Origin of the sequence: Nocardia sp. NPDC058058 (assembly GCF_042885355.1) — a bacterium.
Classification (GTDB): Bacteria; Actinomycetota; Actinomycetes; order Mycobacteriales; family Mycobacteriaceae; genus Nocardia.
Map to the genome: position 1 here is coordinate 939916 of NZ_JBHVSA010000004.1, position 21371 is coordinate 961286.

Annotated in this window: 18 protein-coding genes and 1 tRNA gene; 10 read left to right on the forward strand and 9 right to left on the reverse strand. The window is 67.5% G+C overall.

Annotation, left to right across the window (positions count from 1 at the left end; all coding sequences use genetic code 11):
- Window positions 1-64: 64 nt before the first annotated feature.
- Window positions 65-715 (forward strand): hydrolase, encoded by a 651-nt coding sequence (locus tag ACFVUS_RS35415; RefSeq protein WP_387776817.1) that lies wholly within the window; start codon window positions 65-67, stop codon window positions 713-715.
- Between the two features lie 29 nt (window positions 716-744).
- A complete protein-coding gene (locus ACFVUS_RS35420) occupies window positions 745-1836 on the forward strand; it encodes an FAD-dependent monooxygenase (protein WP_387776820.1) in 1092 nt (363 codons plus the stop codon).
- Window positions 1837-1842: 6 nt separating this feature from the next.
- Here ACFVUS_RS35420 and ACFVUS_RS35425 read toward each other — a convergent pair whose 3' ends face one another.
- Together ACFVUS_RS35425 and ACFVUS_RS35430 are read right to left on the reverse strand one after the other, a co-directional pair.
- Window positions 1843-2274, reverse strand: coding sequence for an SRPBCC family protein (locus ACFVUS_RS35425; RefSeq protein WP_387776823.1), 432 nt, complete (start codon window positions 2272-2274; stop codon window positions 1843-1845).
- 49 nt (window positions 2275-2323) lie between these two features.
- A complete protein-coding gene (locus ACFVUS_RS35430; protein WP_387776826.1) occupies window positions 2324-3373 on the reverse strand; it encodes a helix-turn-helix domain-containing protein in 1050 nt (349 codons plus the stop codon).
- Between the two features lie 215 nt (window positions 3374-3588).
- Here ACFVUS_RS35430 and ACFVUS_RS35435 point away from each other — a divergent pair, with 215 nt between their 5' ends.
- Entirely contained in the window at window positions 3589-6171 is a 2583-nt protein-coding gene (locus tag ACFVUS_RS35435) for an AAA family ATPase (protein ID WP_387776829.1), read from the forward strand.
- A gap of 39 nt (window positions 6172-6210) precedes the next feature.
- Here the strand turns inward: ACFVUS_RS35435 and ACFVUS_RS35440 are convergent, their stop codons facing one another.
- From ACFVUS_RS35440 to ACFVUS_RS35455, 4 genes are all read right to left on the reverse strand, one after another.
- Window positions 6211-8541, reverse strand: a complete 2331-nt coding sequence (locus ACFVUS_RS35440) for a bifunctional serine/threonine-protein kinase/ABC transporter substrate-binding protein (protein ID WP_387776832.1) — start codon at window positions 8539-8541, stop codon at window positions 6211-6213.
- 140 nt (window positions 8542-8681) lie between these two features.
- Entirely contained in the window at window positions 8682-9329 is a 648-nt protein-coding gene (locus ACFVUS_RS35445; RefSeq protein WP_387776835.1) for an SDR family oxidoreductase, read from the reverse strand.
- Between the two features lie 152 nt (window positions 9330-9481).
- On the reverse strand, window positions 9482-10822 hold the full coding sequence (locus tag ACFVUS_RS35450) for a lipase family protein (protein WP_387776838.1): 1341 nt from the start codon (window positions 10820-10822) through the stop codon (window positions 9482-9484).
- 1 nt (window position 10823) lies between these two features.
- On the reverse strand, window positions 10824-12104 hold the full coding sequence (locus ACFVUS_RS35455; protein ID WP_387776841.1) for a hypothetical protein: 1281 nt from the start codon (window positions 12102-12104) through the stop codon (window positions 10824-10826).
- Window positions 12105-12409: 305 nt separating this feature from the next.
- On the opposite strand from ACFVUS_RS35455, the gene ACFVUS_RS35460 reads away from it, so the two are divergent.
- The 3 genes from ACFVUS_RS35460 to ACFVUS_RS35470 all read left to right on the forward strand — a co-directional run bounded on the left by ACFVUS_RS35460 (window position 12410) and on the right by ACFVUS_RS35470 (window position 15784).
- Window positions 12410-13639: a transcriptional regulator gene (locus ACFVUS_RS35460; RefSeq protein WP_387778526.1), complete on the forward strand. Its 1230-nt coding sequence runs from the start codon at window positions 12410-12412 to the stop codon at window positions 13637-13639.
- A 94-nt stretch (window positions 13640-13733) separates the two neighbouring features.
- Window positions 13734-15257, forward strand: coding sequence for an aldehyde dehydrogenase family protein (locus tag ACFVUS_RS35465; RefSeq protein ID WP_387776844.1), 1524 nt, complete (start codon window positions 13734-13736; stop codon window positions 15255-15257).
- Window positions 15257-15784 (forward strand): DUF779 domain-containing protein, encoded by a 528-nt coding sequence (locus ACFVUS_RS35470; protein ID WP_387776847.1) that lies wholly within the window; start codon window positions 15257-15259, stop codon window positions 15782-15784. The genes ACFVUS_RS35465 and ACFVUS_RS35470 overlap by 1 nt, the downstream gene beginning before the upstream one ends.
- Here the strand turns inward: ACFVUS_RS35470 and ACFVUS_RS35475 are convergent.
- The gene (locus ACFVUS_RS35475; protein ID WP_387776850.1) at window positions 15691-16227 is read right to left on the reverse strand and encodes an anthrone oxygenase family protein; all 537 of its coding nucleotides are present in this window, start codon (window positions 16225-16227) and stop codon (window positions 15691-15693) included. The two genes, ACFVUS_RS35470 and ACFVUS_RS35475, sit on opposite strands and share 94 nt — an antisense overlap.
- Window positions 16228-16315: 88 nt before the next feature.
- On the opposite strand from ACFVUS_RS35475, the gene ACFVUS_RS35480 reads away from it, so the two are divergent.
- The 3 genes from ACFVUS_RS35480 to ACFVUS_RS35490 all read left to right on the forward strand — a co-directional run bounded on the left by ACFVUS_RS35480 (window position 16316) and on the right by ACFVUS_RS35490 (window position 18823).
- Window positions 16316-16903: a TetR/AcrR family transcriptional regulator C-terminal ligand-binding domain-containing protein gene (locus ACFVUS_RS35480; RefSeq protein WP_387776853.1), complete on the forward strand. Its 588-nt coding sequence runs from the start codon at window positions 16316-16318 to the stop codon at window positions 16901-16903.
- A 223-nt stretch (window positions 16904-17126) separates the two neighbouring features.
- Window positions 17127-18221 (forward strand): AI-2E family transporter, encoded by a 1095-nt coding sequence (locus ACFVUS_RS35485; protein ID WP_387778529.1) that lies wholly within the window; start codon window positions 17127-17129, stop codon window positions 18219-18221.
- A gap of 44 nt (window positions 18222-18265) precedes the next feature.
- A complete protein-coding gene (locus ACFVUS_RS35490) occupies window positions 18266-18823 on the forward strand; it encodes a potassium channel family protein (RefSeq protein WP_387776856.1) in 558 nt (185 codons plus the stop codon).
- Here the strand turns inward: ACFVUS_RS35490 and ACFVUS_RS35495 are convergent.
- Together ACFVUS_RS35495 and ACFVUS_RS35500 are read right to left on the reverse strand one after the other, a co-directional pair.
- Window positions 18804-19925: an acyl-CoA dehydrogenase family protein gene (locus ACFVUS_RS35495; protein WP_387778532.1), complete on the reverse strand. Its 1122-nt coding sequence runs from the start codon at window positions 19923-19925 to the stop codon at window positions 18804-18806. The two genes, ACFVUS_RS35490 and ACFVUS_RS35495, sit on opposite strands and share 20 nt — an antisense overlap.
- A gap of 163 nt (window positions 19926-20088) precedes the next feature.
- Entirely contained in the window at window positions 20089-21090 is a 1002-nt protein-coding gene (locus ACFVUS_RS35500; RefSeq protein ID WP_387776859.1) for an AraC family transcriptional regulator, read from the reverse strand.
- A 73-nt stretch (window positions 21091-21163) separates the two neighbouring features.
- On the opposite strand from ACFVUS_RS35500, the gene ACFVUS_RS35505 reads away from it, so the two are divergent.
- Window positions 21164-21237 (forward strand) — tRNA-Met (locus ACFVUS_RS35505).
- Window positions 21238-21371 lie beyond the last annotated feature (134 nt).

The following is a 21371-nucleotide window of genomic DNA, read 5'->3' on the forward strand; positions in this document are numbered from 1 at the left end:
CAGAATCGGTGGGCGTCGAAAACGCACACCGCCAGCGGCGGTACGTCCGAGTGAAAGGGCCATCATGTCCAATCTCGAACATCTCACCCCCGACAACTGCGCGATTCTGCTCATCGATCACAGCGACGGCTTCGTCTTGACCATCGGATCCGGTGATCGCACCGCCATCACCTACGGAGCGGTGGCGCTGGCGAGGATGGCCAAGCTGTTCGATGTTCCGCTGATCGCGACGAATGCCCCGCCGGAAGGGCCGGGCGGTCCGCTGGTGCCCCAGTTGATGGACGCCCTCGGCGATACCGCCGTCATCGTGCGCCCCGGCGGGCCGATGGACTCGATGGACGATCCGGGCGTCAAGGCGGCGGTGGCCGCCACCGGGCGTAAGAAGCTGGTGCTCGCGGGCGTGCTCACCGAGGTCTGCTCGACCTTCACCACCATTTCCGCGCTCAGCCAGGGTTATGAGGTGTATCTGGTCACCGACGCCTGCGGTGGCCTGAGCCCGGAATCGCATCGATACGGGATCGAGCGCATGATGCAGGCCGGTGCGATACCGGTCAGCTGGACCTCGGTGCTGGCCGAATTGCAGCGGACGTGGGGCGGCACGAATGCCGCGACGGCCGGTGGTGTCGTCGACATCATCACCCGGTCCAACAACAACTGGTCGCACCTGAATTCGTTCTACAGCGCGTTCGCACCCGCGGCCGCCGCTATCGGCTGAACAGCGCGATTCGATCAGGAGGGCAGTGCATGTCCGGACCGGGCAGTGCGATTGTGGTCGGCGGCTCGATCGGTGGTCTCACCGCGGCGATCGCGTTGGCGCGCAGCGGGGTTCATACGACGGTGCTGGAATGCCGGGATACCTTCGAGGGGCGCGGCGGTATCGGCGTCGACTACCGGATGCTGTGCGAGGCCACCGGGGAGAATCCCGATGAGACGCTCGCCTATATCTACGGGTATCGGCGCTCCACCAGTTTCAATGCGCTGTACAGCTGGCTCGCCGAGGTCGGCTCCCGGGTACCGGGTGTGGATCTGCGACTCGGCGTCGATGTCACCAAGGTGTATCAGGATGACGAGAAAGCTTATGCCACAACGGGTGCCGAGGAATTCTCGGCCGATATCCTGATCGGCGCGGACGGCTATCGCAGCCTGGTGCGCGCCGAGGTGAATCCGCGCCGGCCGCTCACCGACTACGCCGGTTTCATGACCTGGCGCGGCTGGATCGCCGAATCGGATCTGCCGCCCGAAACCCCGCTGCCCAGTGACGATCTCGTCAGCCTCGGGTACGGGCGGCAACTCCTGGTGGCGTTCCCGCTGCCTGGACTGAACAACCGGGATATGTCGAAGGGGTTGCGCACCATCGGTTTCGCCTGGCACGACCCCACCCGCACGAAACTGCTGGAGGACACCGGCTGCGTCCGGGACGGAAAGATTCTGCGCGGGCTCGAAATGAGTATGTTCCCACCGGGTTTCACCGCGGAGATGATCGACACCACCCGGCGCATGTGGCCGACGCCGTGGCGGGAGACGATTGTGGAATGTTTCGAGCGGGGCATTGCCTTCGGCACGCCGATCGGCAACTACCTGCCGGAGCGGCTGGTCCGCGGCCGGGTGGCTCTGATGGGCGATGCCGCGCACGCGGTGGCCCCGGCCACCGGTCAGGGTTACAACTCGAGCGTCGAGGACGCCATCGCCCTGCGCGACAGCGTCCGGGACGGCGTCACCGGCGGTAATGGCCCCGCCGCGCTGGCGAACTATGAACGGCTACGGCTGGATTCGGTGCGCGATCTGGTGCGCTGGAGTCAGCAGTGGAGCCGTACGTACGCGGGTTCGCCGGGCTGAGCGCGCTCAGCCGTAGAGCTTGACGAAATTGTCCAGGGAGCGTTCGACGTCGCCGCGCAGGGCGCGGGCCACGGCCGAGCCGATGGGGCCGAACAGGGGTGCGCCGCCGAGGCTGAAATCGGCGGTGACCTTGGAACCGGTCGGGCTCGGCGCGACGCGGAGTTCGATGCCGAATTTGGTGCCGCCGATCCCGGAGCCGTTGAGTACCAGGCGATTCGGGGGTTCGGCGGTCTTCACCACCCAGGTGACGCGATTGCGGAAGCCCTTGACGGTGGCCACGCCGATGAGGCGGGTGCCGGGGGTGAGGTCGGCGGGGATCGGACCGCGCCAGCCTTCGTGCAGGGTCAGCCACTTATCGAGTTCGGGCAGGTCGGAGGCGTGCGCCCAGGCCTGATCGGGCGGGATGGGGACGTCAACGGAGACATTCAGCTTTGCCACAAACCAGATGGTATCTGTTACATGACGTAGCTCTAACGTCGACCCGGGCTCAGCCCGCGAGCGCCGCGGCCCGGGGTGCGGCGGCATCGCGGAGTCCGCGCCGGAACTCCTCCGCACCCTGCCCGGACCAGCGGCGGATGGCGCGGCGCAGGGTGCGCGCGTCGGTGTAGCCGAGCCGGGCGGCCACCGATTGCACGGGCAGATCGGTATGCCGCATGAGCTGGATGGCGTGCTCGTGCCGGACGGTTTCGATCTCCCGGCGCCAGGTGGTGTCATGCTCGCACAGTCGGCGCTGCAGGGTGCGCGGGCTCATCAGGAGCCGGCGCGCCGCCGCGTCGAGACTGGTGTCGCCGTCCCGGAGAGCCGCGATGACGGTGTCGTGCAGGGTTTTCCGCCAGTCCGGCGCCGGTCGCGAGGTGGCGAGCAGCAGTTCGGCGTAGTGGCGCACCATCGCGCCCAGGTGCGGGTCGTCACCGGTGGGCAGCTCGCTCGCGTCCAGGAAGGTGATCGCCGCGTGCGCCGCCCCGAAATCGATTCGGCCGGTCCCGAATTCGTCGACCAGATGCCGGTAGCGGTGAGTCGCGTTGTGGCTGAACGCGACTCGGACCGGCACCACCTGCTGCCGGGTGGCCTCGCGCACACGGCGCAGCATGATCGAGAGCATGAATTCCTCGATGGGCGGTAGCACCCCGTCGGGTTCGATGGCGGCGGTCTCGCGGATGGTGAGCAGTCGGCCGTCCTCCTCCACCACCCAGCCGACGCCGGGATCGGTGACCACACCGCGCAATCCGATCGCGATGCGCACGCTTTCGGCCAACGTCGGCGCGCTGGTGAACAGGTAATCCCAGACATGCAGGCCGCCGTGCTTCGCCGCGGCGGTGGCGAGCAGCCCGGAGCCCGGACCCGCGGTCGCGTCGATGAGTTCCCAGGCGCGCCACGCCCATTCGGTCGGCACCCGGAGCAGGTCATCGGCCAGCACGGCCGGATCCACGCTCGGGCAGATCGCGTTCAGATCCGGAACGGACACCCCGGCGTTGATCGCGGTGGTCCGGATCAGCCCGGCCAGCCGAGTGGAGGTGGTGCCCGTGATCAACGGCATCGCGATACCGGGCGGCGGTGAGGTGTGGCATCGCACCGTGCGGAAAGCATTTCGCACCTTTCGATCCGGTGGGTCGGCGGACTTTCGATCCTGCGCGAATAGGTGGTGCGGGCGCATCGGCAGTCGCGCCCGCGGGTACCTACGAGGTCGGGTTCCGGGGCGTACCGCGAGGTCGGACAGGCCATCGCGAGCGAGAGCCTCTAGGCTTCCGCTTCGTGTCCGTAGGTCCTGATCCATTCGGCGTCGGTATGCCGGTGGGCGCCGGCGGATTCATCGGGCGCGCGGCCGAACTGGATCGCGTGGCGACCCTGCTCTCGGGCTCCGCGCGGTTGGTGACGCTGGTCGGACCGGGCGGTATCGGTAAGACGCGCCTGGCCATGGCGATCGGTACCCACCTGCGCGAAGATCCTGGGCTGCCCGTCCATTGGGTGCATCTGGCCCGGCTGCCCCGGGACGCGAGCGCCGCCACGGTGGTGGACGAGATCGCGGGCGCCGTGCTGGAAGGCGATTTCTCCGGACGCACCGGGTGGCAGGCATTGATCGCCGCGCTCGCCCGCCCCGGTATCACCGCGGCCGAAATGGCCGACCGGCCGGAGACCGCTCGCGCGGGTGCGGCCGCGCGAATCGTGGTGGTACTGGACAATTGCGAACACTTGCTCGCGGCGGCCGGGGCGGTGATCGCGGACCTGCTCGCGGCTGTCCCGGGGTTGGCGGTGCTGGCGACCAGTCGTACCGCGATCGGCTGGGCCGAGGAGCACATCGCGGTGGTTCCGCCGCTGGCCTGGGATCAGGCGCTGGCGTTGTTCCGGCAGCGCGCGGAGTTGGCCGGGCGGCCGGTGGCGGATGGGGATACCGCCGTGGTACGCCAGATCTGCTGGCATCTGCACTATTTCCCGCTGTACATCCGGCTGGCCGCGGCGCGATTGCGCTATCAGTCCCCGGCGATGATCCTGCGTGATCTGGGCGGCGCCGAGGGAGACCGCAGGCTGCGCTGGTCGCCGGGTTTCCGGGTGGGCGTCGATGAGCGGCATCGTGATATCGGGGCGGTCATCGGCTGGTCGTACGAGCTGTGTGAGCCGAAGGAACGTCTGTTGTTCGCGCGGCTGGCGGTGTTCGCGACCGGCTATGACGCCGATCCGGATGGCGGCGACCGGCGCGGCGGATCGGCGCCCGAGACCGGAGCCGATCTCGAAGCGATCGAATCGGTATGCGCCGGAGCGGATTCGGGTGGATTGGACCGGCACGAGATCGCCGGTCTGCTGGAACGGCTGGTCGATCGTTCCCTGGTATCGATTCATCTCGACGCCGAGACGCCGCGATTCTCACTGCTGGAGAGCTTCCAGGTGTTCGCGCGGGAGCGCCTGCTGGAGTCCGGCGAATGGGTGGAGCTGACCGCCCGGCATCGCGACTACTACCGGGGGCAGGTGCTGGCGGTGAGCATCGGCTGGGTCAGCCCGCGCGAACAGGAATTGCTGATCCGGACCCGGGCCGCATGGGACAACATCCTGTGCGCCATCGAGCGCAGTCTGACCGAACCGGTGCGGGCGGTGATCGGCCTGGAAATGGCTACCGGACTCGCCACCTCGCGAATCCCCTTCCTGCGCGGCTCTTTACGCGAATCACGGAGTTTGATCGAGCGCGCGCTCGCGGCGGCGTGCGCATCGGGTCACTGCCCGCCCGAAGTGGAAGTGTCCACGCGCGCGCTGATCGGCTGGCTCAGTCTGTGCCAGGGCCTGCCCGGCGAGGCCGAGGGGCTGCTGTCCGAGTGCGTGGCCGCGAGCCTGCCGTCGCGCGCGCTGCCGGATGGCGGTTCCCACGGCCTGGACCCGGCCGTCGATCTCGGACTGCCGGCCGCGGTCGAGTATCTATGGGGCGGCACGCTCTGGCTGGTGCATGCCGATCCGATTGCGGCGGTGGTGCTTTCGCGCGCGCTCGATAAGTTCGAGCGGGCGGGCGATCCCGGGGGCGCTGCCATGAGTGGACTGTTCGAGGCCCTGTCCGCGGCATTCCACGGGACCGCCGCGCAGGCGCTCGCGGCGACCGGCAGGCAGTCGGAGCGGATGGCTGCGGCCGGACCGCAGTGGGCGATCTCCTGGGCGCGATTCGCGCGCGCCATCGCGGTGTGCGCGCACGGCGATCCGAAAGCCGCTCTCGCACTGTGTGATCAGGGGATGGCGTGGCAGATTCCGATGCGCGATCACTGGGGTGGGGTGTGGGGTCTGCACATTCGGGCGTGGATCCTGTCCCGATTGATCACCGCGCTGCCGTCCGCCGGCGATGTCCGGGCGGTGCCGTGGGCGCTGGATATCGCCCGGCTGCTGGGTGGCAGCGCGGAACTGCGGCGGCGGTTGGGGTTCGAGGTGGCGAATTTGCGGCCGTTCGCCGAAATCACCGCCGAGGCGGTCGAGGTGGCGGCGAAGATACTGGGGGACAGGGCCTTCCGAATCGCATCCGGAGAGGGTGAGCTGATGCCCGATACCGGGCGGCTGCTCGCGGCCTGCTCCGGCACCGAGCACCTCGCCGCCGCACCGGGCGGCGGACTCGCACCCGAGCCAACGCTGATGCACCCGCCACGGTCCGGGCCCAGTCCGGCCCCCGACCGGACGCCGGACTGGGATGCGCTGACCGGCGCGGAGCGGCAGGTGGCACTGCTGGTCGCGGCCGGATACACCAACGCCGGGATCGCCGCGCGGCGCGGAACTTCCACGCGCACGGTGGATTCCCAGGTCGCGTCGATCCTGTCCAAGCTGATGATCAACTCCCGCAGGGATATCCGGCCACCCGATCTGTCCGGCTGATCGAGCCGCGGGCGCTGCCGTGCCGGGATCGGTTGCGGTTCACTCCAGTCGGTACAGCCAGACGCTGGGATCGGTGAGTTCGCCGGTGGCGGACCAGCCGTAGGAGTGTGCCATGCCGTCGCCGTGGTAATCGTGCAGGTAGGTGCGCAGGTCCGCGCGGGTGATGCGGCCGGAGGCTATGCCGCGCAATACGATCGCGGTGAGGTCGTACGCCTCGACGGCGTGTGCGGCGGGGGCCGCACCGGTCGCCGCGCGGTAGTCGGTCTGGAAGCGATCGGTCGGCGGACCGCAGGGGCAGGCCACCAGGGCGCCCGCGGCCGCCGCACCGGCATCGGTGCGGAACAGCGGGTCGTAGCCGCCGTCGCCGAGGATGAAAGTCGCTGTGACACCGGCGCTTCGGAGTCCGGTGAGCAGCTTCGCCGCCGCTTTCGCGTAGCCGGAGTAGTAGATCGCGTCGGGGTGGGCATCCGCGATCGCGGCTACGGCCGCCGCCGGGTCGGTGTCGGGATCGACCTCGACTTCGCAGGACTTCGCGGTACCGAGCCCCTCGATCACATTGTCGGCCAATTCGTTTCCGAAGCCACCGCCGGTGTCCCGCACCACGCAGACGTGCGCGAAGCCCGCCGTCTCGGCCAGATAGCGGCCCACGGCGGGGCCCTGGGCGTGGTCATTGGCCAGCCCGCGGAAGAAGCCGGACCAGCGCCACTGCGCCAGTAGGGGATTGGTCGCCACCGGGGTGAGGAAGGGCAGGCCCGCCTCGTCCAGCGTGCTACCCGCCGCGATGACCTCTCCCGACAGCGCGGGACCGATCACCGCGACGATGGATTCGTCGGCGGCGATGCGCGCCGCCGCCCGGGTGGCGGTCTCCTGATCACCGGCGGTGTCGAATTCGCGCAGGGTGACCGGGCAGGCATTGTTGCCGCCGCGCAGGAACTGGTTCACCGCCAGCCGGACGCCGCCGATCACATTGCGCCCCAGCGCCGCATCCTTACCGGACAGCGGCATCGCGGCCGCGATCGATACCGGTCTGCAGAACAACCTGCCGTCATTGGCCGGGTCGAGCACCGATTTCGGCTCGGCGACCGGTTTGCCGTCCGCGTCGATCCGGGTGAGCGGGGTGAAGCCGGGATAGAGCGCGGCATGCGCGATCGCGTTCGGCGGCGAGATCTTCGGCCGGGTCGCGGCGGAATCATGTGCGGCCCAGAAGATTCCGCACGCCGCGGCGATCACCACGACGAGCGCTCCCGCCCCGGCCGCGATCCGCCGGGTGCGCGGTCGCCGGGCGCCGTTATCGAGCGCTGCGACGGCGGCCCCGCCATCGATACCGTCGGGGTACGCTCCCACAGCGGTCGATGGTTCCGAATCACCTTGCGGCCCAAGCGCTTCCGGTGAATCAATGCCACCCGGCGCGGGCATGATGAGCGTGGCCGGGCTCCCCGGTGCGCTGGTGACCAGCGTTGCCGCCGATGCCAGGGCGGCGGGTTCGGCGATCTCGAACGGCAGCGTCGCCGGTGCGTGGTCCGTCGTGGCGGCCGCCGAATCGGTGGTCAGCGCGCGTGCCGCGGCGGCGGCGAATTCGCGACAGGACTCGAATCGATCCCCCGGCCGCTTGGCCAGACCGCGCTCGAATACCTCGTTCAACGCGTCGGGCAGGCCCGGGCGGCGGTCGGTGAGCAGCGGCACCGGATGCTGGAGATGCCCCGCGACGACCCCGGCGGCGGTCTCGGACTGGAACGGGGTCGATCCGGTGAGCAGGCGGAACAGTGTGCACGCCAGCGAATACTGATCGGAGTGGTGATCGAGCGCCTCACCCGAGAGCTGCTCCGGCGAGGCATAGGTGAGGGTCGCGGCGAGGCTGCCGGTCCGGGTCAGTTCCGTGGAATCGTCGCGCAGGCGGCCGATGCCGAAGTCCGTCAACAGAATGCGCCGCCGCTGCCCCGGCGTATCGCGGGTCAACAGGATGTTCGCGGGTTTCACATCGCGATGCAGCACGCCCTTCGAATGCGCGTGGTCCAGGGCCGCGGCGGTCGCGGCCACGATCCGCACCGCGTCCCGGGGCGACAATCCGAATGGATCGAGGGCCGACGCGTCGCCACCGTCGACGTACTGCATGGCGATCCAGAGCCGCCCGTCCTCGACGCCCCGATCGTGCACCGTCACGATATTCGGATGGTCCAGCCGGGCCACCAGTTCGGCCTCGCGTTCGAAGCGCGCCCGAGTTCGCCGGTCCGACGCCAACTCCCGCGCCAGCAGTTTGATCGCCACCAGGCGCGGCAGGCGCGGATGCCGGGCGAGATACACCTCGCCCATCCCGCCCCCGCCGAGCCGCCGCTCGATCACAAAACCCGCGAATTCCTCGCCCGCACGCACCATTCGGCCCCTCGATACCGCAAAACCCTTCGAACCCTACCGCTTCGGCGCGCCCCGCTCATCCGGTCGTTTCGCGGAGCGGGACCGACGCCGAAGTCGCTCGGATCGCGGTGGGCGGAAAGGGATTGCGCCGCAGCCGGTCACAGTGCGGCGACGGCATCCTCGACGGTGCGGTCGCCGCTGATCAATTCGAGTACCCGGCCCGCTCCCGCCCCGGTGACGAGCAGTTCGGACAGCACGGCGGCCACATCCGCGCGGGGGACGCCCCCGGCGGGGACCGTATCGGCGAGCAGGACCTGTCCGGTGGGGGCGTCATCGAGCAGCCGACCCGGCCGCAGAATCGTCCAGTCCAGGTCGCGGGCGCGAAGATCGTTCTCCGCCTGGGTTTTCGCGTCGATGTACGCGATCCACGATTCGTCGCCCCCGGCGGCGGGTTTGCCCGCGCCCATGGTGGAGATTTGCAGGAAGCGCCGGATTCCGGCCTGTTCTGCGGCCTCGGCGAGCCGGACGGATCCGTCCCGGTCGACCGAGTACTTGCGTTCCGGTCCGCTGCCGGGTCCGGCACCGGCCGCGAACACCACCGCGTCGACCCCCTTCAACGCCGCCGCGAGTTCCGCCGCGCCCTGCTGTTCGAGATCGAGTACGACGGGCTCACCGCCCGCCGCCTCGACCTCCCCGGCGTGTCCCGGATTCCGGATCACGCCGAGCACCTGCTGCCCGCGTTCGCTGAGCAGTCCGGTGAGCTGAAGTGCTATCTGCCCGTGTCCGCCGATGATTGCGATTCGCATGGTGACGAGCCTACGGCGGCGCGGCCCGGTATTACGTGATGAAGGGCAGGACCCTGGTGATGGCTTCGGTGACCGCCTGGGGCATGAAGGTCACCGCGTACACGATGGCGATTCCGAGTGCTGCGAGCATGGGTATTCGTCCTTTCGTCGGGTTATTCGAAACTGCGGGAGAGCCAATCGATGGTTTGCATGCCGCACAGGTCGGTGGCCCAGCCGTAGAGGTTGGTGAGCATGTGCGGAATGCTGCAGTCGGAGGGTGCGTAGGTGACATCGGTGCCCCGGGCGCGATACTCCGCGGCGAGGTCGCGGGAATCGGCGGCGGGCACCAGCGACATGGGGGAGTCGTCGCCGACGCAGGAGGTGATGAGCACCTTGGACGTGGGCGTGCCCCGACCCAGCACATTGTCTTCGAACACCGGCTGGAACGCGGGCTCGTCGGCGGGGCTCACGCCGGTGTTGAACAGCAGTTGCAACGGGATGAACGGCATCATGAAGTACGCGGGCATCTGGCATTGCGTGCGAAAGGAATTCGCGATGGCCAGCCCGGTCGGGGTCAGCTTGGAATCGATGCGCATCTCCGGATACCAGGGTTCGAGTCCGAGCAGCGTCGCGAACGCGAATCCCGAGCCGACCGAACCGTTCGCCACCCGCATGAAGTTGTCCGGCTTCACGACCATGCCCTCCAGCACGGTGGAGACCACATTCAATTCCGGTGCGTACGTTGGCTGTTCCTCGGCCGCGAAGCCCGCGCCGACCCCGCCGCCGGCGATGCCGAACAGTGCGATCCGCGCCTGCGGATCGAGTCCGATCGGTGCGTGATGGAAGGCCGCGCGCACCGCGTCCAGTTCGGAATGCCCGGCGAACTTACCGGCGAACACCCCGTGCGGACTGCGATCGGCATTGTTGCCGACATCGGAAATGACTACCGCGTAACCCTTTTCGAACATGAGCGCCAACGGTCCGAGTGACGACCAGGACGCACCGTCGAGGGGATCACCGCCGGTCCACTGCGTAGTCGGATGGCAGTACCAGCCGACGCTGTCATTGGCTTCCTGGTAGGAGACGACGTGCCTGGTCGAATTGGGCTGCCCGTCGACCGGGATCATCACGAAGCCCGTGCTGACAACCGGTGTGACACCGTCGATTCCGGTGGTGACGAACATGAGCTTGTAGGCGTCCAGGTGCGCGGGCTTCAGACCCATGAACGCGACATCGACCTTGGCGGCCTTCAGCAGGGTGCCCGGTGCGGCCGAGCGGTCCCAGTCCGGTTCGTCGTAGAACGGGTCGTCGGTGCGCAGCGCCCGCGCGTTCTCCTCCGGTGACGCGGCGGTGGCCCCGTTCACCGAGCCCTGCACGAAATCGTTGAAAACCTGATCCAGAGTCGGGGTCTGGACAATCGGCGGCGGTGGCGGGGCCGGTTGCGCCGCGGCGATCGGAGTTCCGGCATAGGAAAGCACCGCGGCGATCAGCGCGGTGAGAATGGTTCGTTTCATATCAGTTCGCTCCCAGCTGGGCATCGGGGCTCGCGGGCGCGATCGAGAGCTGCGCCAGCGCGGATTGCAGCAGTGCCGGAATATTGAGCAGCGGCCGGTGCGTCTGCATTTGAATGTCGTAGGGCGTGCGCAGCACCGCCTCCAGCGCGGGCCAGTCATTGTTGACCTGATTCTTGTATTTGGGCAGCAGTTGCGCGTTGATGTAGGTCCAGCGCTGCTCGAATACCGCCCAATTCCAGTTGGGCAGCGGCAATGTCAGGGTTTCCCTGTTCCCGGCTGTTCCGATGAACGTGTAGGTCGAAGAGTTGAAATCACGCGGCGGAATGACTCCGGCGACCGACGGTGAGCCCGCGACGGTGGAGAGATAGGAGATGGCCTCGCCGACATCGCCCCGGTATTCGCGCACCAGATCCCACTGCGGTCCGACGATCGTGTACTGCTCGCGATGCAGCAGGGTGGCGTTGCCGTCGGAGATGCGATCCGGATCGCCCGAGGCGATGCCTTTCCAGGCGTCGAGAATATCGTTGCCGAACAATCCGGCCGCGGTGAATTCGGCCAATGCGGGGACGCCGCCGGTGACATAGGCGTCATGCATCGGCATGAGGTCGGAGAAGATGTTCTTCTGCATCACCATGATCCAGCCGATGATGTAGCGCAGATCCTCCGGCGTGATCACCTTGCCCGCGTTGTCGAGCGCGATCAGGCCCTTCGGCAGGCTGTCGATGATCTGCGGTCCGGCGACGGCGGTCGCGGCGTTCACGATCGCATGCGCGGTATCGGACATTCCCGGCAGGGAATAGATATTGGTCATCAGCTCGAAATCGACCAGCCCGCCGCCGAAGTCGGCGCCGACCTCACCACCCATACCCGCCCATTGCAGTTCCCGGTGATTCAGTTGCAGGTTTTCGTAGTAGGTGTACGACTTGATCAGATTCTGATAGTTGGCCTGCACGCCATCGCGCGGATTCCAGGTCTGCAAGTCGATTCCGGCGATCTGCGCGGTATCCACCAGCCAGTACTGATACAGCAGCGCCGCGTATCGGGTCGGCGCGATACCCGCGGCACGGGCCTCGTTCAGCAGGTCCAGCAATTCATTGCGGTCATACGGTAGTTCGGGATTCACGCCGCCCGGACTGATATCGGCGTGCCGATTGATCAGCGGCAGATCCAGATATCGTTCGACCGCACCGCTCGCCAGCGCCGGTGCGGGGGACAGCAGCGTTATACCGATCGGTAACACCGCGGCCATGATTAGCGCACGCAGAATCGCGCCGATGCGCATCGTTGTCGAACCTTTCGTCGGTGGGGCAAAAGGTGAAGAGAACTGTCAGCACAGGTCGATATCCGGAATGCCGAAGGCGAATTGGCGAATAGGTCGCTCCGATGGCAAGCGCGATGCTAACACCGGCGAAATTTGCCGCGTCCACTCGACACGCGGCGATCGGCGAAGGCCGCCCGCCACTTTCGCGTTCGGCGTTACAGTGGGAGGCGGGGGAACGTGAAGGATAGCGATTGAGCACTGTTGCGCAGGGCAGCCCCTGGGTTGCCGTCCGGCCGGATGACGACGTCACGCAGCTGGCGTTGCGGATGTCGTTCGCGCACAACTCCTTTATCGACGGTCGCCAACTCCCGACGGTGCGCCCGGGCGGGGATTCGGTGCGATCGGTGGTGCTGGATTCCTGGCGGCGCAGCCGCAGCAACGGGGTGGATCCCGATGGTTTCGGCGGTGCGGTGGATTTGGCCGGACCGGAGTTGAAGCGCTATCGGGCAACCCATCCCACCGCGTCGATTCGGCCGGTGGTCCGCAAGCTGCTCGTCGAGGACGCGGCAGAGGCCGGATTGCTGGTGGCGATCAGTGACGCGCAGGGGCGGCTGCTGTGGGTGGAGGGTGATCGCCGGGTCAAAGATCGTGCCACCGGAATGAATTTCGTCGAAGGCGCGGATTGGAGCGAGGATCGGGTCGGCACCAACGCGCCGGGGACCGCGCTCGCGCTGGATCATCACGTGCAGATCTTCGGGGCCGAGCATTTCAGCCGGGCGGTGCACGAATTCAGTTGCACCGCAGCGCCGGTGCACGATCCGAGCAGCGGCCGAGTGATCGGCGCGATCGATATCACCGGCGGGCCGCGGGTCGCCGGACCGGAGATGCTGTCACTGATCCGGGCGACGGTGGTGGCCGCGGAATCGGAGCTGCGCTTGCGCCTGCTCGGTGCGCCGTCACCGTCGGATCCCGCGCTGGCGCGATTGCAGGTACTCGGTGCCGGGCGGCCGGTGCTCACCGTCGACGGTGAACGAATTCGACTGTCGCAGCGGCATGCCGAGATTCTGGTGCTGCTCGCCGATCATCCGGAAGGATTGAGCGCCGACCATCTCGCGATGCTGCTCGATGAATCCGAGTTGGATCCGGTGACGGTGCGCGCGGAGTTGTCCCGGGTGCGAAAGATCGTGGGCGCGAACGGTTTGGCCTCGCGACCGTATCGACTGCTGCTGGATCTGGATACCGATATCGGCGCGGTCCGCCGGGCGCTGGCGCACGGTGACGCGGCCGCGGCGCTGCGCGCGTATCCGGGTCCGCTGCTGCCGCGCTCGCTCGCGCCCGGAATCATGGAGGCGCGCGCCGAATTGCACTGCCGGGTGCGCGCGGCGCTGCTCGCGGCGGGTGATCGGCGGCTGCTGGCGCGCTGGACCAGTTCGGTGGACGGGCGCGAGGATATCGCGGCCTGGTCCGCGTATTTGGCCTCGCTGGACCGGGATTCACCGATGTATGCCCAGGCCGAGGCGCAATTGGCGCTCATAGACCGCAAATTGGGCATCTGACCAGTTTTATGCAACGGTACCGCAACCGGCGCACTCGTAGTGTCCTGGATCACATCTGACATCGCAGCAACCGTCAGCAGATTCAGGAGCATCGATGACTGTCTTCGCGCGCCCCGGCACCCCCGGGGCAGCCATGTCCTTCCAGTCCCGCTACGAGAACTGGATCGGTGGTGAATGGGTCGCGCCCGTCAAGGGGCAGTACTTCGAGAACCCGACACCGGTGACCGGGCAGACCTTCTGCGAGATCGCGCGCGGCACCGCCGAGGACATCGAGCTGGCGCTGGACGCCGCGCACGCCGCCGCGCCCGCGTGGGGTAAGACCACGGTCGCCGAGCGCTCGGTCATCCTCAACAAGATCGCCGATCGGATCGCGGAAAACCTCGAGGCCATCGCGCTCGCCGAGAGCTGGGATAACGGCAAGCCGATCCGCGAGACCATGGCCGCGGATATCCCGCTGGCCATCGATCATCTGCGCTACTTCGCGGGAGCCGTTCGCGCACAAGAGGGTTCGATCTCCGAGATCGACAGCCAGACCGTCGCCTACCACTTCCACGAACCGCTCGGCGTCGTCGGGCAGATCATTCCGTGGAACTTCCCGATCCTGATGGCCATCTGGAAGCTCGCGCCCGCGCTGGCCGCCGGTAACGCGGTGGTGCTCAAGCCCGCCGAGCAGACCCCGGCCTCGATCCTGTTCCTGATGAGTGTCATCGGCGATCTGCTGCCCCCGGGCGTGGTCAATATCGTCAACGGTTTCGGCGTCGAGGCGGGTAAGCCGCTCGCGTCCAGCCCGCGCATCAAGAAAATCGCCTTCACCGGTGAGACCACCACCGGGCGACTGATCATGCAGTACGCCTCGCAGAACCTGATTCCGGTGACCCTCGAACTCGGCGGTAAGAGCCCGAACATCTTCTTCTCCGATGTGCTCGCCGCCAATGACGATTTCCAGGACAGCGCGCTCGAGGGTTTCGCGATGTTCGCGCTCAATCAGGGCGAGGTCTGTACCTGTCCGTCGCGCGCGCTGATCCAATCCGATATCTACGACGAGTTCCTGAGCGCGGCCGTGGTGCGGACCAAGGCGGTGCGGCAGGGGGATCCGCTCGATACCGAGACCATGATCGGCGCACAGGCCAGCAATGATCAGCTGGAGAAGATCCTGTCCTACATCGAGATCGGCAAGGGCGAGGGCGCGACCCTGCTCACGGGCGGTGAGCGCGTGGACCTGGGTGGCGATCTGTCCGGCGGTTACTACGTGCAGCCGACCGTGTTCACCGGCAGCAATTCCATGCGGATCTTCCAGGAGGAGATCTTCGGGCCGGTCGTCTCGGTGACCTCGTTCACCGATTACGACGATGCCATCAAGATCGCCAATGACACGCTGTACGGGCTCGGCGCGGGCGTCTGGTCGCGCGATGGCGGGGTGGCGTACAAGGCCGGGCGCGATATCCAGGCCGGACGCGTCTGGACCAACACCTATCACCAGTACCCGGCGCACGCGGCGTTCGGCGGATACAAGCAGTCCGGTATCGGCCGGGAGAACCACCGCATGATGCTCGACCACTACCAGCAGACCAAGAACCTCCTGGTCAGCTACGCGTCGAAGGCGCAAGGCTTCTTCTGATGCCCGCACCCCGGCGCGTGCGCGCCACCGCGGCGGCGATGGATCTGCTCCGTCGCCTCCGCGATTCGCACGGTCCGCTCATGCTGCACCAGTCCGGCGGCTGCTGCGACGGCTCGTCCCCGATGTGTTATCCCGCAGGGGAATTCATCGTCGGCGATGCCGATGTCCTGCTCGGGCTGCTCGATCTGCGCCTGCGGGCCGATGAACTGCCCGACACCGAGCCGCCCGCGGAAGACACTGCGCCGGTTTGGATTTCGGGCCCGCAGTTCGCGGCCTGGCGGCATACCCAACTGGTGCTGGACGTGGTGCCCGGCCGGGGTTCGGGGTTCAGCCTCGAAACCCCGGAGGGGTTCCGATTCCTCAGTCGCGGAAGGGTTTACGAACCGGGCGAATTGAGCGTCCTGGCCGCGTCGGCGATCATCACCGGCGCGGACTACGAGCTCGGCGCCCGCCCGGCGGCCGCCATCGAACCCCAGGTGGTCGCCGAGGCGGTCGACGCCTGTCCGGTCCCGGACCGCCAGGGCTGAGTGACCGCCGCGATCGCCAGGACGAAAGCGACCAGGGCGCAACCGGTTCGGGCGAAGTGGAACATCTCCCAGCGGTGCAGCAGTACGGCGTAGTCGGCGGGCGGTCCGCTGATCGCCCACACCTTGATGTGCTGATTGATCGGCACATTGCCGAATCGAGTGATGAGGAAGGACGCCACCGCCAGGGTCGAGGCGGTGGCGGCCAGTAGCCGCGCCGCGCCCCGGGTGCGGATGGCGAGCGCCAGGGTGCTCAGGATCGTCAGGGCCATGAGCGATTGCATGACGGGGCCGTTGACGCGCATGAGCGCGGTGTGGAAGGTGAATCGGACATCGAGCGGAACCTCGCGGAAGGCGTAGAGGACATTGACCGCGCCGTAGCCGAAGGCTCCGGCCAGTAGGCCCGGAAACAGCAGGGCCGCCGCGCGAACGAGTTTCGACAGCATGGGACTCCCGTCCTGAATTATCGCAACAGTGAGTTGCGATAGGGTCGAGCATGCCCGTGCCCGTTCGATATCGCAACTAGGAGTTGCAATGAGCCCTGACGCGCCACTCGGTCGCGGACCCAAGGTGCGCACCGCCGTACTGGCCGCCGCCGTAGCCGAGCTGGCCGAACTCGGCTACGCGGGGTTCGTCGTCGACAATGTCGCGCGCCGCGCCGGGGTGCACAAGACCACCGTCTATCGCCGCTGGCCCGACCGGGACGCGCTCATCGCCGACGCGCTCGCGGACAGCGCCGCGGCCGAAATCCCGCTCCCCGATACGGGATCGGTCGAGGCGGATCTGCGCGCGCTCGCGCGCGGTCTGGTGGCATGGGTGAAAAGCCCGGGGGGACAGGCGGTGCTGGCGGTGCTGGTGTCCGAGACCGCGGGCTCGGCGTCGCCGCCGACGGTGGTACGGCATGTCTTTCGCGATCGGATCCGCCAGGCGCTGCCGATCGTGTCGCGCGCCATCGAGCGGGGTGAACTGCCCGCCGACGCCGATCCGGTGGAGGTGATCAAGGCGCTGGTCGCGCCGATCTACTTCCGCGCCTTGATAACCCGCGAGCGGCTGACCGACGCGACGGCCGATTCGGCGGCCCGGCTGGCATTGGCCGGTGCGCACGCGGGGGTATTCGGGTAATGCGGACTGCCCGAATTGCCGGAATCGCTCGATGGTGTGGGCGGCGTCACCGGCGGCGAACGTGCTCCGTGGTTTCTCATGCGCACCGTGCCAGACTGTGGGCGTGAGCGAGCCAGCGAACGAGAATGACGGGGCCGGGTCCGCGAGGGCGTCGTCCGAACGGGATGAATCGGCGCGGACCGAATCCGGCGGAGTACCGCACGCGCCGAATGCGTCTGCGACGCTGTCGGATCGAGGCGATGTCATCGGCAAGGGTCTGCTCTGGCTGGCCAAATGGTCGCTGTGCCTGGTCGCCATCGCGGCCGGGGCGTGGGTGCTCGGCATCGTGCTCGGCAAGCTGTGGGTCGCGGTGCTGCCGATGGCCCTGGCGCTGGTGATCGCCACCGTGCTGTGGCCGCCCACCCGCTGGCTCACCCAGCGTGGTCTGCCGGCCGCGGCGGCGGCCTCCATCACCACGCTCGGTCTGCTCGGCATCCTGGCCGGGGTGATCGCGCTGATCGTGCCGTCGGTGGTCGATCAGGCCCCCGATCTCGCGGACCGCGCGACCGAAGGTATTCACCGGGTGCGGGACTGGCTGCACGGCCCGCCGCTGAATATCGGTGACGAACAACTGAATTCGGCCGTCGACGCGATCGTGAACAAGGTGCAGGCCAGTGCCGAGCGCATCGCGAGCGGCGTCTTCAGCGGCGTCAGCACCGCGACCTCGGCGATCGTCACCCTGTTCCTGGTCCTCATGCTGACCTTCTTCTTCGTCAAGGACGGCCCGCGCCTGCTGCCCTGGCTGCACGGGGTCCTCGGCAGCCGCAGCGGCCGGCACGTCGAGGAGGTGCTGAACCGGATCTGGGTCACCCTCGGCGGCTTCATCCGCACGCAGGCCCTGGTCAGTCTCATCGACGCGGTCCTGATCGGCGGCGGCCTGGTCATCATGGGCATCCCCCTGGCCGCGGTCCTGACGGTGCTCACCTTCCTCGGCGGCTTCATCCCCATCGTCGGCGCGTTCGTCGCGGGCGCGCTGGCGGTCCTGGTGGCCCTGGTGACCAAGGGCCTCACCTCGGCCCTGATCGTCCTGGCCATCATCGTGGTCGTGCAGCAGCTCGAAGGCAATGTCCTGCAACCGATTCTGCAAAGCCGCAGCATGCAACTCCACGCCGTGGTGGTCCTGCTCGCCATCACCGTGGGCAGCTCCCTCTACGGCATCGTCGGCGCCTTCCTGTCCGTCCCCGTGGCGGCGGTCGCCGCGGTGATCATCCGCTACATCGGCGAACAGATCGATGCCGACACCGCACCCGAGCCGGCGGCGGGGGATTCGACCGGGTAAGCGCCTTACGCCGGGAACCCCCACCTGCGACGTAGCATTTCCCCATGCCGGAACAGCTTGGTGGGAGCGGGGTTTCACGGCGCGGCCGCCGGTCGTTCTATCGTGCGATGGGGCGCTCGCTGTTGACCGTCACGGCGTTCACGCTGGCGTATTTCCTGCTGCCGTTCGATCGGCTCGACGATGTGCCCGCCTTCGTCCTGCTCACGGCCGGGCTGGCGGTGGTGTTCGGGCTGTGCGTCTGGCAGGTGAGCCGGGTGTTGCGGGTGGATCGGCCGATCGAACAGGCCGCCGAAGCGCTGGCAACGGTTTTCGGGGCCTATCTGATCGGCTTCGCCACGGTCTACTACCTGCTGAGCCTCAATGACCCCGGCAATTTCGGGGTGTCGCTGACCAAGCTGGACGCGCTCTATTTCACCGTGACGGTGTTCGCCACCGTCGGATTCGGGGATATCGTCGCGAGCAGCCAGCTCGCCAGGGGTTTCGTGCTGGTGCAGATGATCGGCAATCTGCTGCTGCTGGGCACGGCCCTGCGCCTGATCACAGGTTCGGCCCGGGTCCGGCAGCGGCAGTTGCGATCGGGTACTACAGGGTCCGGCCGATGATGAGCTTCATGATCTCGTTGGTGCCGCCGTAGATCTTCTGGATGCGAGCGTCGGCGTACATGCGCGAGATCGGGTACTCGGCCATGTAGCCGTAGCCGCCGAAGAGCTGCAGGCATTCGTCGGCGACCTTGCACTGCTGTTCGGTGAGCCACCACTTGGCCTTGGCGGCGGTGGGCACATCCAGTTCGCCGCGCAGGTGCTTGTTGACGCAGTCATCGGTGAAGGACCAGGCGATGGACTTGATGGTGTCGCATTCGGCCAGCGTGAACTGGGTGTTCTGGAAGGCGAAGACGGGCTTGCCGAAGGCTTCGCGTTCCTTGGTGTAGGCCAGGGTGACTTCGACGGTCTTCTCGATCGCGGCGGCGGCGATGACCGCCAGGATCAGGCGCTCCTGCGGGAGCTGCTGCATGAGCTGGATGAAGCCGATGCCCTCCGCGCTGCCCAGCAGATTCGACTGCGGCACTCGGACATTGTCGAAGAACAGCTCGCAGGTGTCCTGACCGTGCTGGCCGATCTTCTCCAGATTGCGGCCGCGGCGGAAGCCCTCGCGGGCGGTCTCCACCAGGATGAGCGAGACGGTGTCCGCGCCCTTGCCCTCGGAGGTCTTACAGGCCACGATCACCAGATCGGCCAGATAGCCGTTGGTGATGAAGGTCTTGGCACCGTTCAGGACGTAATCGGCGCCGTCCTTGACCGCCTTGGTCTTGATGCCCTGCAGATCCGAGCCGGTGCCGGGTTCGGTCATGGCGATCGCGCCGACGACCTCGCCGGATGCCATGCGCGGCAGCCAATCCTGCTTCTGCTGTTCGGTGCCGTAGGCGTTCAGGTAGTGCGCGACGATACCGCTGTGCACCGGATTGCCGAGGCTGGGGGACAGCCCGCGCACCTGTTCGGTGAGGACGACGGCCTCGTGGGCGAAGGTGCCGCCGCCACCGCCGTACTCCTCCGGAATGCTCAGGCACAGCAGGCCCAATTCGCCCGCGCGGTTCCAGATTTCGCGGTCGACGTGGTGCTGGCGGGCCCACCGGTCCTCATTGGGGGCGCATTCCTTCTCGAAGAACTTGCGCGCCAGATCGGACAGCGCGTCCAGGTCCTCGTCCATCCACGGCGAGCGGTGCAGGGCCACGTGCGAACTCCTCTGTTCTCAGTCGGCGCTATCTGTTTTAAGACGGCTCAGTCGTGACGGTAAGGCGATATGCCCGGTTTCCCAATGACCGCCTCGCTCGACTTCTTGACCGGAACGCTCAGCGGTTCCGCGCTGATGTTCAGTGCTGATAGGAGCCGGGCGGACTGCCGGTCCAGCGCCGGAACGCCCGGGAGAAGGCGCTGGGCTCGGAGAAGCCGAGCCGCCGGGACAGCGCCGCCACCGTTTCCTCACCGCGCACCAGGCTCGCGATGGCCGCGTCGCGCAGAATCTGTTCGCGGATCTCACGCAGCGCGGTGTGCTCCTCGCGCAGTTTGCGGCGCAGCGTGGGCGGGCTCATGGACAGTTCGGCGGCGACATCCTCGACGCCGGGCCATTCGCCGTCCAGGCCGCGCTGCACGATATGCCGCACCCGCGCGGCCAGCGAGATCGAATAGTCGCGCGGCCCGAGCACCCCCGACGGGGCATTGCGCAGGAACTCCAGCAACTCCTCCTCGGTGCGCGCGATCGGATGATCCAGTAATGCGGCATCGAAGATGAGCGTCGGTTCGGCGGCCGAAAACACCACGGGCGCACCGAAAACCACGTCGTAGTCGTCGACCTCGGGGTCGCGCGGGTACGGTACCTCGACCCGCCGCAGCCGCAGCCGCCCGCCGATCAGCCAGGCCAGGAAGCGGTGCGTAATGGTCAGCATGGTGTCGATGACGATGCCCGGTGCCCGATCCGCGCCGCTCATATCGAAGCTGACTCGCGCCTCGCCGTCGTATTCGGTGAGCGAGGCCCGGGGGAGCCCGGGCAGCGACCGCCGAAAGCTCTCGAAGCGCCGGACCGCGGCCCCCAGCGTGGGCGCGCCCATCAACCCGAAACACACCAGCCGCAGCGTGCCACGCGGCATGGGTTGCAGTCCGAGCCCGAGCAATTCGTCATCGGTGGCCCGCCACAGTTGCTGCACCACCCGCACCGCCTGATCGATGGTGACCCGGGATCGCCCCTCCGACAACAGATCCGGCGAAATCCCGGCATCGGCGAGCATGCCGCTGATATCCCAGCCACGCGCTCCGGCGAGTTCGACAATGGCCCGAACTCGCTGGATCGGCAGGGTGCTTCCGGCCTCGGCAGACATCCGCCCGACCGTATCAACCTGCCCGGACGTTTTGGTATATCCACCCCACCCCTGTACTGTTCATTTCACCCGACGCGGGGTGGAGCAGCTCGGTAGCTCGCTGGGCTCATAACCCAGAGGTCGCAGGTTCAAATCCTGTCCCCGCTACTACGAAAGCAGCCCGGAACCTTATGGTTCCGGGCTGCTTTCGCATTGATTCGAGATCACCTGCGACGACGTGTCGCCCGGCTTGAATGGAATCGTGCGAACAGGTTTGAAACAGGTATGTGTCTGAAAGTCCT

What these genes read in the sequence shown, in the direction of transcription:
- ACFVUS_RS35415 (WP_387776817.1), top strand. Translation starts at nt 65, where the DNA reads ATGTCCAATCTCGAACATCTCACCCCCGACAACTGCGCGATTCTGCTC.
- ACFVUS_RS35420 (WP_387776820.1), top strand. Translation starts at nt 745, where the DNA reads ATGTCCGGACCGGGCAGTGCGATTGTGGTCGGCGGCTCGATCGGTGGT.
- ACFVUS_RS35430 (WP_387776826.1), bottom strand. Translation starts at nt 3,373, where the DNA reads ATGCCGTTGATCACGGGCACCACCTCCACTCGGCTGGCCGGGCTGATC.
- ACFVUS_RS35445 (WP_387776835.1), bottom strand. Translation starts at nt 9,329, where the DNA reads ATGCGAATCGCAATCATCGGCGGACACGGGCAGATAGCACTTCAGCTC.
- ACFVUS_RS35450 (WP_387776838.1), bottom strand. Translation starts at nt 10,822, where the DNA reads ATGAAACGAACCATTCTCACCGCGCTGATCGCCGCGGTGCTTTCCTAT.
- ACFVUS_RS35455 (WP_387776841.1), bottom strand. Translation starts at nt 12,104, where the DNA reads ATGCGCATCGGCGCGATTCTGCGTGCGCTAATCATGGCCGCGGTGTTA.
- ACFVUS_RS35460 (WP_387778526.1), top strand. Translation starts at nt 12,410, where the DNA reads ATGTCGTTCGCGCACAACTCCTTTATCGACGGTCGCCAACTCCCGACG.
- ACFVUS_RS35465 (WP_387776844.1), top strand. Translation starts at nt 13,734, where the DNA reads ATGACTGTCTTCGCGCGCCCCGGCACCCCCGGGGCAGCCATGTCCTTC.
- ACFVUS_RS35470 (WP_387776847.1), top strand. Translation starts at nt 15,257, where the DNA reads ATGCCCGCACCCCGGCGCGTGCGCGCCACCGCGGCGGCGATGGATCTG.
- ACFVUS_RS35475 (WP_387776850.1), bottom strand. Translation starts at nt 16,227, where the DNA reads ATGCTGTCGAAACTCGTTCGCGCGGCGGCCCTGCTGTTTCCGGGCCTA.
- ACFVUS_RS35480 (WP_387776853.1), top strand. Translation starts at nt 16,316, where the DNA reads ATGAGCCCTGACGCGCCACTCGGTCGCGGACCCAAGGTGCGCACCGCC.
- ACFVUS_RS35490 (WP_387776856.1), top strand. Translation starts at nt 18,266, where the DNA reads ATGCCGGAACAGCTTGGTGGGAGCGGGGTTTCACGGCGCGGCCGCCGG.
- ACFVUS_RS35495 (WP_387778532.1), bottom strand. Translation starts at nt 19,925, where the DNA reads ATGGACGAGGACCTGGACGCGCTGTCCGATCTGGCGCGCAAGTTCTTC.
- ACFVUS_RS35500 (WP_387776859.1), bottom strand. Translation starts at nt 21,090, where the DNA reads ATGTCTGCCGAGGCCGGAAGCACCCTGCCGATCCAGCGAGTTCGGGCC.